The organism is Marinobacter sp. 1-3A, from assembly GCF_016597775.1.
In the GTDB taxonomy this organism is placed as follows: Bacteria; Pseudomonadota; Gammaproteobacteria; order Pseudomonadales; family Oleiphilaceae; genus Marinobacter; species Marinobacter xiaoshiensis.
Genome location: NZ_VCGZ01000005.1, coordinates 41441 through 54697, shown reverse-complemented (window position 1 = coordinate 54697; position 13257 = coordinate 41441). Strand labels below are relative to the sequence as shown.

The following is a 13257-nucleotide window of genomic DNA, read 5'->3' as shown; positions in this document are numbered from 1 at the left end:
ATCAAAAAGGCCCCGACATGTTCGGGGCCTTTTTGATGGTGGTTGGCGATTAATCGCTGATCTTGGCGATATAATCCGCATAATACTGATCGAAGCTCATGAATTCCAAGCTGTCTCGACCGCAGCAGCGAATGCTCCCTGATTTTATGTCATATACCCAGCCGTGCACTTCGATTTTACCCGTGGCCAGCTTTGCCGCCACTACCGGGTGTGTGCGCAGGTGCTGTACCTGTTGCTGAACGTTTTCCTCAATGGCTTCGTTAAGGTACTTGCTGTCCAGACACTCCTCGGTGCCAATGTTGTGCCGCTCACGGACGATCTCCATGGCTGAGCGGCAATGCCCCAGCCACTCCTTGACGTGGGGCAAGCCTTTCAGGGCCGGTATGTCCAAGGCGCCTTTAATGGCGCCGCAGTCTGTGTGGCCACATACAATAATGTGGCGAACACCCAGAACCGCAACAGCGTATTCGATGGACGCCGTCATACTTCCGGTTTCATTGCTGTGCGGAGGGATAACGTTGCCGGCGTTTCGACAAATAAACAGATCGCCCGGATGGGAGCCCGTAAGCATATTCGGGTCTATGCGTGAGTCCGAACAGGTTACAAACAGCACGTCTGGGTTCTGGTGGTTGGCCAGAGCGCCAAACAGGTCTTTGTGCTCCGGATAAACGTTTTTGTGAAAGTTCAGTACGCCGCGAACAATGTGATCCATGTTGCCTCCTTATGCCGATCAGGCAATTTCGATGAGTACTTCACCCGGAGTGACCCGGTCGCCCTTGCTAACGTGAACCGCCTGCACGGTGCCATCTACACTCGAATGAATTTCAGTTTCCATTTTCATGGCTTCGGTAATCAGAACTGCCTGGCCAGCGGTCACAGATTCCCCTTCCTTCACCAGCACATCCACAACATTTCCAGGCATGGCTGTACTGACGTGGCCGGGATCGGTAGCTCGTTTGCGGCCTTTGCCACCAGCCTCTGCCACGTATTCATTCAAGGGTTCGAACACCACTTCCTCTGGCATGCCATCCAGCGACAAGTATAGCTTGCGCTTGCCGGGCCCCGTTGTGCCAACGCCGGTGACTGCAACCTCGTAGGTTTCGCCATGTACGTCGATGCGGAACTCAGTGGCAACACCTGTGCCCAACCGGCTTTGTCCGGTTTGTTCAACAGGCAGCAACTCCTCCGGCTTGAGAGTGCCGTCCTTGCGCTGCTGCAAAAACTCCCGGCCCAGGTCCGGGAACATGGCGTATGTGAGCACATCTTCTTCGCAGCTGGCCAGACTACCAATGTCCTCTCGTAATTTATCCAGCTCAGGATCGATCAGGTCAGCAGGCCGGCCATCATTGACTGCTTCATTGCCAATGGCCTTGTTGCGAACCTCCGCACTTACCTCTGCGGGCGGTTGGCCGTAGCCACCTTGCAGGTAACGTTTTACTTCGTTGGTGATGGTTTTGTAGCGTTGCCCGGCCAGAACGTTATAAACCGCCTGGGTGCCAACAATCTGGGACGTGGGTGTCACCAACGGCGGATAGCCGAGATCCTTGCGCACCCTGGGTATTTCATCGAATACCTCGTTGATCTTATCGAGAGCATTCTGTTCCTTCAGTTGATTGGCCAGGTTAGACATCATGCCGCCCGGAACCTGGTTGATCTGCACCGAGACATCTTCCCGGGTGAACTCGCTTTCGAACTGGTGATATTTCTTTCGGATTTCGTGAAAGTAATCGGCAATCTCGCTGAGCTTCTCCAGATCCAGGCCGGTGTCGTACTCTGTGCCTTTCAGGGCTGCGACTTGGGACTCTGTCGCCGGGTGGCTGGTGCCGCTGGCGAACGCCGAAATGGCGGTATCAATCCGGTCGGCGCCGGCTTCGATCGCTTTGAGCTGACACATTGGGGCAAGCCCCGCAGTAGAGTGGCTGTGAACCACTAATGGCAGGTCAACGGCAGATTTGATTGCCTTAACCAGTTCAAACGTCGCGTAGGGGGTCAGCAATCCCGCCATGTCTTTAATGGCAATTGAGTCAGCACCCATGGCTTTGAGTTCTTCCGCCTGTTTCACGAACAGCGCAGGCGTGTGTACCGGGCTGGTGGTGTAACAAATGGTTCCCTGGGCGTGCTTGCCGGCTTTCTTCACGGCTTTCATGGCGGTTTCAAGGTTGCGAAGATCATTCAGCGCATCAAACACCCGGAACACATCAATGCCATTGTCTGCTGCTTTCTGTACAAAGGCCTCAACCACATCGTCGGCATAATGCCGGTATCCCAAAAGATTCTGGCCTCGTAAGAGCATTTGCAGGCGGGTATTTGGTAAAGCCTTGCGCAGCTGGCGCAGGCGCTCCCATGGGTCTTCTTTCAGGAACCGCACGCAGGCATCAAAGGTGGCGCCGCCCCAGACTTCCAAAGACCAGTAGCCTACTTGATCCAGCTTGTCGCAGATTGGCAGCATGTCTGCAGTGCGCATGCGGGTGGCGATAAGGGATTGGTGCGCATCACGAAGGATTACGTCGGTAACTTCAATCTTTTTTGCGTTGCTCATGTTCAGTCTCCTGTGGATTACCAGCCAGCATGGGCTGCGATGGTGGCGGCAATCGCCAGTGCCACGGCACTGGGGTGGCGTTTCTTGGAGTAGTTCAACAGTTCCGGATGGCTGGGTACGAAACTGGTGTCGAACTTGCCCGCGCGGAAATCCGGGTGATCCAGAATCTGCTGGTAGTAATTGGCGGTGGTTTTGATGCCATGCAGGCGCATATCGTCGAGTGCGCGTTTCCCCCGTGCGATTACCTCGTCCCAGGTCAGTGCCCACACAACCAGCTTCAGGCACATGGAGTCGTAGTAGGGCGGGATTTCGTAGCCGGTGTAGATGGCGGTATCCACCCGCACACCCGGGCCGCCGGGGGCGTAGTAATGGGTGATGCGGCCAAAGCTGGGCAAGAAGTCGTTCTTCGGGTCTTCAGCATTAATGCGAAACTGCAGCGCATAACCCCGAAACTGAATGTCCTCCTGCCGATAGCTTAAAGGCAAGCCCGAAGCGATCCGCAGTTGCTCCCGCACAATGTCCACACCGGTAATGGCTTCAGTAATGGTGTGTTCCACCTGCACGCGGGTATTCATTTCCATGAAGTAGACTTCGTTGCCCGTAAGCAGGAACTCCACCGTGCCGGCGTTCTCATAGTTCACGGCTTTCGCCGCGCGCACCGCCAGATCGCCTATGTACTGGCGCTGTTCCGGAGTCAGCTGTGGGCTGGGGGCGATCTCAATCAGTTTCTGATTGCGACGTTGTATCGAGCAGTCCCGCTCAAACAGATGGATGGCATCGCCCTGGCTGTCTGCCAGTATCTGCACCTCAATGTGGCGGGGATTCACGATGCACTTTTCCATAAACACTTCGGCCGAGCCGAAGGCCTTGGTCGCCTCGGAAATGACTCGCGGGTACTGGGTTTTCAGCTCTTGCGATGAATCGCACCGGCGAATGCCACGGCCACCGCCACCCGATGTGGCTTTCAGCATCACCGGATAACCGATGTTGTTGGCCAATTCCAGAGCTTCCTCAAGGCTGTCAAGATTGCCTTCCGAGCCCGGAGTAATTGGTATCCCTGCGGCCCGCATGCTGTCGCGGGCCTGGGTTTTGTCGCCCATGCCGTGGATAACGCTGGATTTCGGACCAATAAAGGCCACGCCTTTCTGCTCGCACAGGCGTGCAAAGTTGGCATTTTCTGACAAAAAGCCGTAGCCCGGATGAATGGCGTCACAGCCGGTTTCTATCGCCAGGTTCACGATGCGAGCCGGGTCGAGATAGCCTGCCAGCGGATCGTCACCAAGAGAATAAGATTCATCGGCTCGCTTAACATGTAAGCCGTAACGATCCGGTTCGGTATAGATAGCCACCGACCGTATCCCCATCTCTGCACAGGCCCGCACGATGCGGACAGCAATCTCGCCACGATTGGCGATTAACACTTTCTTCAGCATGGGAAGTTCCTCATTGCTTCGTCCCGAATGAAGGTTGGGGAAGAATAACGAGGATGACTGATCAGTAAAAATTGATATTATTTCGCTTAAGTATAATAGATAACTTATGGATAGAGTCGATGAAGGAGGGTTTATGCCGCTCAGTATCCAGAAACTGGCGAACCGGCTGACGTTTAGGCAGTTGCAGGTGTTCAAGGCCGTCTACGATTTGAAAAGCTACAGCAAGGCAGGAGACCTGCTGGGTTTAACCCAGCCAGCCGTCAGCAGTCAGGTGCGTCACCTGGAGCAGGCACTAAACATGCCCATGTTCGAATACATAGGCCGCAAACTCTATTGCACAGCTGCTGGAGAAGAAATGGCCGCCTGCGTGCGTTTAGTATTCGGCGAGCTTGCCGACATGCAGAACCGCCTGGCGGCTCTGGAAGGGCGTGTAGCAGGGGATTTGCGATTAGTTGCGGTGAGCACCGCACAGTACGTGGTGCCCTATCTGTTAGGTTCGTTCTTGCAGTTGAACCCTCAGGTGAACATATCCGTTGCCGTAGTCAACCGCGCAACAGCTTTAGAGCGGTTAAACCAAAATAACGACGACCTGGTAATCATGGGCATGGTGCCCCAGGATCGCCCACTAACTTCACTGCCATTTCTGGACAACGAACTCATCCCCATAGTCCCGGCCGGCCACCCGTTGCTCGACCAAAAATCAGTCAGCGCAGAGACATTCCTGAACAGCAACCTCCTCACCAGAGAACCCGGCTCGGGCAGCCGACTGGCACTGGAAGTCTATTGCCAACAACACCACCTGAAAATAGCGCCCGCGATGGAGCTAGGCTCCAACGATGCGGTTAAACACGCTGTGCTGGCAGGCTTGGGTGTCGCGGTTGTACCCAAACTGAGTGTGTTATCAGAACTCGCCTTGGGCACTTTGACAGCGCTTGATATTACCGATTTCCCGCTGCGCAGAAGCTGGTGTCTTGTCTATCCGCAAGCACGTTACCCAACACCCGTTATGAAGGCGTTTGTTGACTACGTTCAGCAGAATATTGCGCAGTTCGAGCGGTTGTTTCGGGCCAGGGCAGAAGTCCCGGCCCGAATGGATTAGCCGCCAAGCTTCCGAGCAAGAATCTCATTGAACAGCTTAGGATTACCCTGACCTTTGGAAGCCTTCATTAAAGGCCCCATAAAGCCACCCAGCATCTTCTTCTGCTTCTTCGGATCGCCTTCCTCCTGATACTGAGCAACCTGATCCGGCATCCCCGCCAGAACCTCATCCACCATCGCCTCCAGCGCGCCAGTATCCGAAACCTGCTTCAGCCCCTGAGCCTCAATAACCGCATCGGCATTGTCTCCACTGCCACTCCACAGAGCCTCAAACACCTTCTTGGCACCAGACGACGACACAGTATTATCAGCAATCCGCGCCACCAATTGGCCCAACTGCGCACCAGTAATAGGTGCCTGAACAACCGTCTTGTCTTCCGCATTCAAACGCGCAGAAAACTCACCCAGTACCCAGTTCGCGGCCAGCTTTGCATCTTTGCCATGGCTGGCGGTTTCTTCAAAAAATGCCGCCATGCGCGCATCGTCGCTAAGCAAGCGAGCATCGTAATCGTTGAGGCCGTATTGCTCCTTGAAGCGCGCTTTGCGCTCGTCTGGCAGCTCGGGCAACAACTTACGGGCGCCCTCAATGAAATCATCGTCGATAACCACAGGCAGCAGGTCTGGGCAAGGGAAGTAGCGGTAGTCATTGGCCTCTTCCTTGCTGCGCATGGAGCGGGATTCGCCACGTTCGCCGTTGTACAGTCGGGTTTCCTGGATGATACGGCCGCCGTCTTCCAGAATATCCATCTGCCGCTCCACTTCATGGGCAATGGCCTGCTCCATAAAACGGAAAGAGTTCAGGTTCTTGGTTTCCGTGCGGGTGCCCAGTTCATTCGAGCCTTTTGGCTTGAGTGAAATGTTCACATCAAAGCGCAGAGAACCCTGGCTCATGTCACCGTCACAAATGCCCAGAGAAGACACCAGGCCGTGCAGCTTCTTGGCGAAGGCCACAGCTTCTTCCGCACTGTTCATATCCGGCTCGGTCACCACCTCAATTAAAGGCGTGCCGGCACGGTTCAGGTCGATGCCCGTCATGCCATGAAAGTCTTCGTGCAGAGATTTGCCAGCATCTTCTTCCAGATGCGCATGGTGAATCCGTACACGCTTGGTGCTGCCATCTGCCAGATCAATATCCACATAGCCGGGGCCGACAATGGGGTGGTCCAGCTGTGTAGTCTGATACCCCTTGGGCAGATCCGGGTAAAAATAGTTTTTACGATCGAACACAGAGCGTCGGCCGATTTCTGCGTTTACCGCCAAACCGAACATCACGGCATAACGGAACGCCTGCTCATTTGGTACGGGCAGGGTGCCCGGCATAGCCAGATCAACGGCGCTGGCCTGAGTGTTGGGCTCGGCACCGAACGCAGTGCTGGAGCCGGAAAAAATCTTGGTTTTGGTGGCAAGCTGAACATGAATTTCCAGCCCGATCACAATATCCCACTGCATAGTCGTTCTCCTGATTCGGGCTTACTGGGGAAGCTTCTGGTGCCAATCGGTAACTTGCTGGAACTGATGGGCCGCATTCAGCAGGCGAGCCTCTTCAAAGTAGTTCCCGATAATCTGCAAGCCAACAGGCAGGCCATCAACGAAACCCGCAGGTACCGACATGGCTGGAACACCCGCAAGGTTTACGGCAATGGTGAAGATATCTTCCAGGTACATGGTCACCGGATCGTTTGTGTTCGCGCCCTGCACAAAAGCAGGAGAGGGCGATACCGGGCTCATCAGCACATCCACTTCTTTGAAGGCATTGATGAAATCCTGCTGAATCAGGCGGCGAACCTTCTGGGCTTTGAGATAGTAGGCATCAAAATAGCCGGCTGAAAGCGCATAGGTACCCACCAGAATCCGGCGCTTCACCTCGTCCCCGAAACCTTCAGCCCGGGTGCGGGTGTAGAGATCGTTCAGATCCTGCGGGTTCTCGCAGCGATAGCCGTAACGCACCCCATCAAAGCGGGACAGGTTGGCTGAGGCCTCTGCCGGTGCAATAACGTAGTAGGCAGCAATTGCCAGCTTGGCGTGGGGCAGCGACACCTCTTTTACGGTGGCCCCCAGCTTTTCGTATTCCTTCACCGCATTGCGAACCTGCTGCTCCATCGCGGGGCTCAACTGGTCGGAGAAGTACTCTTTGGGAAGACCGACGCGAAGGCCTTTCAGCGGCTCGTTCAGAGTGGCTGTGTAATCCGGCACAGCACGATCAACCGATGTTGAATCCTTCGGGTCAAACCCGGCCATCACATTCAGCATCAAAGCGTTGTCTTCTGCCGTGCGAGCCATGGTGCCGCCCTGGTCCAGGCTGGAGGCAAAGGCAATCATGCCGTAGCGAGACACGCGTCCGTAGGTGGGCTTCAAGCCTGTAATACCGCATAGGGCTGCCGGTTGGCGAATAGATCCACCGGTATCTGTAGCCGTTGCTGCTGGCACCAAACGAGCGGCGATAGCTGCTGCGGAACCACCGGAAGAACCACCGGGTACGCGCTTGTCGCCGCTGCTCAATCCCCAGGGGTTGGTTACCGGGCCGAAAAAACTGGATTCGTTGGAGGAGCCCATGGCGAACTCATCCATATTGGTTTTGCCCAGGCACACAGCACCGGCGGCGCGGAAGTTTGCGGTTACTGTTGCATCGTAGGGTGGCACAAAGTTGGCCAGCATTTTTGAGCCAGCTGTCGTTGCCACACCATTGGTACAGAAGATGTCTTTGTGGGCAAAGGGCACCCCCGTCCAAACGCTGGCCTTGCCTGCTGCACGCTGCTCGTCAGCGGTTTTGGCATCGGCTAGGGCCTGGTCTTCGGTTACGGTAATAAAACTGTTGTACTGCTTGTCTTCGGCTTTAATGCGATCGAGGAACTCACGGGTCAGTTCCACGCTTGAAATCTTGCCGCTTTCCAGCTCGCGGGAAAGCTCTGCTACGGATTTATTATGCATGTTCAATCCTGATAGAGGGCTGATGGTGGGCTTCGTCAGATCACTCAATAACGCGAGGTACGAGATAGAGGCCGTCTTCAGTGGCTGGCGCGATTGCCTGAAAGGCTTCCCTTTGATTGGTCTCGGTTACCTCGTCTGCACGCAAACGCTGCACAGCATCCAGAGGGTGAGACAAGGGCTCAATATTTGCGGTGTCGGCTGCGCTGAGCTCGTCGACAAGATTCAGGATGTTGCCCAGATCGCTCTCCAGCGCCGAAATCTGCGCTTCGTCTACGCGGATACGGGCAAGAACGGCGACTTTTTCTATGTCTTCACGGGAAATGGACACGAATTGCCTCCCAGATAAATGAAATGTCGGTAATAAAGGACACTCTCTCTAAAAAGAGTGTTGCACCGAGTTATGGGGTCATTCGGGGAGCGCTTTTCAAAACTGTAGAGGGCCATGGACGGCCCGAAACAAGCGCACATGGATGTGCTTGTAGCGTGTTTTGAAAAGCGTTCCCCGAATGGCCTTGCACCCAGACCAAAAATTCGAGGGCACATGTTAACAGATTCCAACACATGCGGCAGAGGCCAAAGTATGGCTAAAATGCGAGAATAACAGGGTCTGAAGCCCGATGCCGCCTTGCCTGCTGGGGGGCTCACTGATAAAGTTGCCGCATCTTTCTGCAACCGCAACTCTCAGGTTGAAACTACACGAATGTTGATTAAAAGACTCCGAGGCTTATTCTCCAGCGACCTGTCCATTGATCTGGGCACCGCCAACACCCTTATTTTCGTGCGTGACCGCGGGATTGTGCTGAACGAGCCGTCCGTAGTAGCCATTCGTACCACCAACTCCCAGAAAACGGTTGCCGCCGTCGGTGCCGAGGCGAAACGCATGCTGGGTCGTACACCTGGCAACATCACTGCCATTCGCCCGATGAAAGACGGCGTTATCGCCGATTTCGTGGTGACTGAAAAAATGCTCCAGCACTTCATCCACAAAGTGCATGAGAACAGCTTTATCACCCCAAGCCCGCGGGTTCTGGTGTGTGTGCCCAGCAAATCGACCCAGGTAGAGCGCAAAGCCATTCGCGAGTCGGCTCTGGGTGCCGGTGCACGGGAGGTGTTTCTGATTGAAGAGCCCATGGCCGCTGCAATAGGCGCAGGGCTTCCGGTTGAAGAAGCCAGTGGCTCAATGATTGTAGATATCGGTGGGGGTACTTCAGAAATCGCCATTATCTCCCTGAATGGCATTGTATATGCCGATTCAGTCAGGGTTGGCGGTGACAAGTTTGATGAAGCCATTGTTACCTACGTGCGCCGCAATTACGGCAGTCTGATTGGTGACACGACTGCCGAGCGTATCAAACACGAAATTGGCTGTGCATACGAAGGCCTTGAAATTCTCGAAATTGACGTGCGTGGCCGTAACCTGGCCGAAGGTGTGCCCCGTGCTTTCACACTTAACAGTGAGGAAATTCTGGACGCTCTTCAGGAATCCCTGGCACAAATAGTACAGACAGTTAAAAGTGCATTGGAGCAGTCTCCGCCAGAGCTGGCGTCAGATATTGCTGAGCGTGGCATCGTGCTTACTGGTGGTGGTGCTCTGTTACGTGGGCTGGACAAGCTGATCAGTGAAGAAACCGGGTTGCCGGTAATCATCGCAGAAGATCCGCTAACCTGTGTTGCCCGTGGTGGTGGCAAGGCGCTGGAGGTTATTGACCGGGGTGGCATTGGAATGTTCTCCCAGGAGGGATAATCCTTTGGGGAGGGATCGCCATTAAAACCATTTTTGTTCAGGGGCCAGCACCAGGCCTCCGGCTTCTGCTTGTTGTATTGGTATCGGCGGCGTTAATCGTGGCCGACCAGCAGTTTGACCGTGTTACTCCTGTTCGCAGTACGCTGGCAACCGGCCTGACGCCGGTTTACTGGCTTGGCAACGCGCCCTATCAATTCAGCGACTGGGTTGCCGGCCTGTTTACCACCCGGGAAGATGTTAAACAGGAAAACGAAGATCTCAAAGCCCGGCTCCTTATCCTCGAGCGTAGGGCCCTCAAATACGCCGCACTGGCATCTGAAAACAATGAACTTCGCCGCTTGATGAACTCCTCCGAACTTCTGGATGACAGGGTAATAGTCAGCGAAGTTGTGGGCGTATCGCCAGATCCCTATTCCCATGAAATTATTATCAATAAAGGCCGTAGTGATGACCTGCAAGTGGGGCAGGCCATTCTGGATGCCCATGGCCTGATGGGGCAGGTGGTTCAGACCAGTCAAATTGCCTCTCGTGTGCTTCTCGTTTCGGACAGTAGTCATGCGGTACCCGTTGAGGTTGTGCGCAACGGGCTGCGCGCAATCCTTTTGGGTACCGGCGATTCAGGCACTCTGGATCTGGTGCACGTGCCAGATACGGCAGATATCCGTGAGGGCGATCTTCTGGTGAGCTCCGGCCTCGGTGGGCGTTTCCCCAGAGGGTACCCGGTTGCCGAGGTAAGTCTGATCAAAAAGGAGCCTGGGGAGCCTTTTGTTACCATTCGGGCCCGACCCAAGGCACAGCTTAATCAGAGCCGCCTGGTGTTGGTTGTCTTCCCGCCTAAAAGCGAACGCGAGCCAGAAACAGGTGATGAGGTGCCTTCCGATATCCCGGCAATGGACGCGGTTCAAGGGGGGCAAGACTGATGTTATCTGTCATCAGTTATCCGGTATTTGTGCTGTCTGTGGTCGCGTCACTGGTATTGAGCATTTCTCTCTTTCCCTCGGGCTGGTTTGAGTTTCGTCCGGAATGGTTAGGTCTGGTGGTGTTTTACTGGACCTTCCGCGCACCTGCGCAGTTCGGCGTATTGCTCGCGTGGTGTCTGGGCCTGTTACTGGACATTCTGGAGGCAACCCCGCTGGGTGTTAATGCCCTTGGCATGGGATTGATTGCGTTTCTGGTGCTGACCATCCACCAGCGGCTGCGGATGTACCCCATGCCACAGCAGTGTCTGATGGTTTTTCTTTTGTTGGGTATTAACCAGATGCTGGTGCACTTTCTCAAGCAGATGTTCGGGGGCGAGGATGCAGGCTTCAGTTATCTTTGGCCAGCGATAACCAGCGCTTTGATATGGCCGGTGTTCTGCATACTGCTGGACAACATTAACCGGAAACTGGGCTAGCCATGACATCCATTATTCTCGCCTCTGCATCGCCACGTCGTTCGGAGTTGCTCACGCAGATAGGCATCCCCTTTTCGGTGCAGCCGGCCAACATCGACGAAACACCGAGAATATCTGAAGCCCCCGGTGATTATGTGGAGCGGCTAGCCCGGGAGAAAGCACTTGCGGTTTCTGCCCATTTTCCCGGGAAGTGGGTTATTGGCTCGGACACGTCTGTCGTTCTGGATGGCGCTATTCTGGGCAAACCATCAAATGAAGCCGATGCCCAAGCCATGCTGGGGATGTTGTCTGGTAAAACTCATCAGGTAATGACAGGCGTTGCGCTGGCCAAGGATGATGGCTGTGACTCCACGCTGGTTATTACGGAAGTTACCTTTCGGGTGCTCTCGAGGACTGAGATTGCAGCCTATGCAGCTTCAGGCGAGCCCATGGACAAGGCTGGAGGTTATGGAATTCAGGGCCTGGGTGGTATTTTTGTGAAGGAACTCAAAGGGAGTTACAGTGCGGTTGTTGGCCTGCCATTGCAGGAAACAGCCGCCTTGCTGGCGGATGCCGGTGGCCCTGTCTGGAAGCACTGGATGAGTAGTCAGGAGAGCCAATCATGAGCGAAGAAATCCTGATCAACGTAACACCGGTTGAAACCCGGGTCGCGCTGGTTGAGAACGGAATGCTGCAGGAAGCCTACATTGAGCGTGCCAGCCGCAAAGGCATTGTCGGTAACATATACAAAGGCAAGGTTGTGCGCGTGCTCCCCGGCATGGAGGCGGCATTTGTAGATATAGGATTGGAGCGGGCGGCCTTTATCCATGCTTCCGATGTGGTCTCCAGCCAGGCCAGTGCAGTAGTTCCCGGCGATGGACCTAAACCCGTTCCAGATATCCGCACTTTGCTGCGGGAAGGTCAGTCGCTGGTTGTTCAGGTCACCAAGGACCCCATCGGCACAAAAGGTGCCCGGCTTACCACTCAACTTTCCATACCCTCGCGTTATCTGGTGTTCATGCCCGACGTCAGCCATGTGGGTATTTCCCAGCGAATCGAAGATGAAACCGAGCGTAACCGCTTGAAAGCCATTGTTGAGCAGGGCGCCGAAGCGCACCCGGATGTGCAGGGCGGGTACATCATTCGAACGGCAGCGGAAGCCGCGTCAGAAGAAGAGTTGCTTGCAGATATGAACTATCTGCACCACCTTAGCCAGTCGATACATGAGCGGATTGAGAAGGTTCAGGCGCCGGCCGCCGTTTATAAGGACCTGCCCCTGTTTATCCGCACCATCCGTGATCTTATTCGGCCACAGACAGAAAAAGTGCGCATCGACAGCCGCGAGAGCCACCAGCGAGTTATGGAGTTTGTTGACGAGTTTGTGACTGAGTTTGCCGATAAGGTGGAGTATTACCCCGGAGAGCGGCCTATTTTTGATCTTTACTCGGTAGAAGACGAGATTCAAAAAGCACTGAGCCGCAAAGTACAGCTGAAGTCTGGTGGCTATGTGATCATTGACCAGACTGAAGCAATGACCACCATAGATATCAACACCGGTGCCTTCGTGGGGCATCGTAATCTTGAAGAGACCATTTTCAAGACCAACCTTGAAGCTGCACGGGCAATCAGTCGCCAACTACGCCTGCGCAATCTGGGTGGCATCATCATCATCGATTTTATCGACATGGAAGATGTTGAGCATCAGCGCCAGGTACACCGGATGCTGGAAAAAATGCTCGAGCGGGATCATGCCAAAACCAAAATCACTGGCGTGTCTGAGCTGGGCCTGGTGGAAATGACCCGAAAGCGAACCACAGAAAGCCTCGGCCAGGTTCTGTGCGAACCATGCCCTATCTGCGATGGCAGAGGTTTTCTGAAAACCAGCGAGACAGTTTGCTTCGAAATTTTCCGGGAGATCCTGCGGATAAACCGTGCCTACGATGCAGAAAGCTATCTGGTGATGGCGTCCCAAAGCGTAGTCGATCGCCTTGTTGATGAGGAGTCAGACAACGTAGCGGATCTCGAAACCTTTATCGCCAAGACCGTTCGCTTCCAGGTAGAGCCGTTTTACAGCCAGGAACAGTACGATGTTGTTTTGCTCTGACTCCGGGGCGATACACCGGCGCCGAGGATAGCAGGG

General features: G+C 54.7%; 12 protein-coding genes. 6 read left to right on the top strand and 6 right to left on the bottom strand.

Annotated elements, in window-relative coordinates; translation table 11 throughout:
* Positions 1-49: 49 nt before the first annotated feature.
* The 3 genes from FE848_RS09320 to FE848_RS09310 are packed head-to-tail and all read right to left on the bottom strand — an operon-like array spanning position 50 to position 3972.
* Positions 50-712 (bottom strand): carbonic anhydrase, encoded by a 663-nt coding sequence (locus tag FE848_RS09320; RefSeq protein ID WP_200202531.1) that lies wholly within the window; start codon positions 710-712, stop codon positions 50-52.
* Between the two features lie 18 nt (positions 713-730).
* Positions 731-2539, bottom strand: a complete 1809-nt coding sequence (gene oadA, locus FE848_RS09315; RefSeq protein ID WP_200202530.1) for a sodium-extruding oxaloacetate decarboxylase subunit alpha — start codon at positions 2537-2539, stop codon at positions 731-733.
* Positions 2540-2556: 17 nt separating this feature from the next.
* Entirely contained in the window at positions 2557-3972 is a 1416-nt protein-coding gene (locus tag FE848_RS09310) for an acetyl-CoA carboxylase biotin carboxylase subunit (protein WP_200202529.1), read from the bottom strand.
* Between the two features lie 133 nt (positions 3973-4105).
* Between FE848_RS09310 and FE848_RS09305 the strand changes: the two genes are divergently transcribed.
* Positions 4106-5071 carry a LysR family transcriptional regulator gene (locus tag FE848_RS09305; RefSeq protein WP_200202528.1) on the top strand — a complete coding sequence of 322 codons (966 nt, stop codon included), beginning with the start codon at positions 4106-4108 and terminating at the stop codon, positions 5069-5071.
* Here FE848_RS09305 and gatB read toward each other — a convergent pair.
* From gatB to gatC, 3 genes are read right to left on the bottom strand one after another with little or no spacing between them, the layout of a single operon-like run.
* Entirely contained in the window at positions 5068-6534 is a 1467-nt protein-coding gene (gatB, locus tag FE848_RS09300) for an Asp-tRNA(Asn)/Glu-tRNA(Gln) amidotransferase subunit GatB (protein WP_320159513.1), read from the bottom strand. The two genes, FE848_RS09305 and gatB, sit on opposite strands and share 4 nt — an antisense overlap.
* Positions 6535-6540: 6 nt before the next feature.
* The gene (gene gatA, locus FE848_RS09295) at positions 6541-7998 is read right to left on the bottom strand and encodes an Asp-tRNA(Asn)/Glu-tRNA(Gln) amidotransferase subunit GatA (RefSeq protein ID WP_200202526.1); all 1458 of its coding nucleotides are present in this window, start codon (positions 7996-7998) and stop codon (positions 6541-6543) included.
* A gap of 40 nt (positions 7999-8038) precedes the next feature.
* Positions 8039-8326: an Asp-tRNA(Asn)/Glu-tRNA(Gln) amidotransferase subunit GatC gene (gatC, locus tag FE848_RS09290; RefSeq protein ID WP_200202525.1), complete on the bottom strand. Its 288-nt coding sequence runs from the start codon at positions 8324-8326 to the stop codon at positions 8039-8041.
* Positions 8327-8701: 375 nt separating this feature from the next.
* On the opposite strand from gatC, the gene FE848_RS09285 reads away from it, so the two are divergent.
* From FE848_RS09285 to rng, 5 genes are read left to right on the top strand one after another with little or no spacing between them, the layout of a single operon-like run.
* Positions 8702-9742, top strand: coding sequence for a rod shape-determining protein (locus FE848_RS09285; RefSeq protein ID WP_200202776.1), 1041 nt, complete (start codon positions 8702-8704; stop codon positions 9740-9742).
* 29 nt (positions 9743-9771) lie between these two features.
* Positions 9772-10662, top strand: coding sequence for a rod shape-determining protein MreC (gene mreC / locus FE848_RS09280; protein ID WP_200202775.1), 891 nt, complete (start codon positions 9772-9774; stop codon positions 10660-10662).
* Positions 10662-11138, top strand: coding sequence for a rod shape-determining protein MreD (gene mreD, locus FE848_RS09275; RefSeq protein ID WP_200202524.1), 477 nt, complete (start codon positions 10662-10664; stop codon positions 11136-11138). Before mreC ends, mreD begins: the two co-directional genes overlap by 1 nt.
* Before the next feature lie 2 nt (positions 11139-11140).
* On the top strand, positions 11141-11743 hold the full coding sequence (locus FE848_RS09270; RefSeq protein WP_200202523.1) for a Maf family protein: 603 nt from the start codon (positions 11141-11143) through the stop codon (positions 11741-11743).
* The gene (rng, locus tag FE848_RS09265) at positions 11740-13221 is read left to right on the top strand and encodes a ribonuclease G (RefSeq protein WP_200202522.1); all 1482 of its coding nucleotides are present in this window, start codon (positions 11740-11742) and stop codon (positions 13219-13221) included. The genes FE848_RS09270 and rng overlap by 4 nt, the downstream gene beginning before the upstream one ends.
* Positions 13222-13257: the final 36 nt, after the last annotated feature.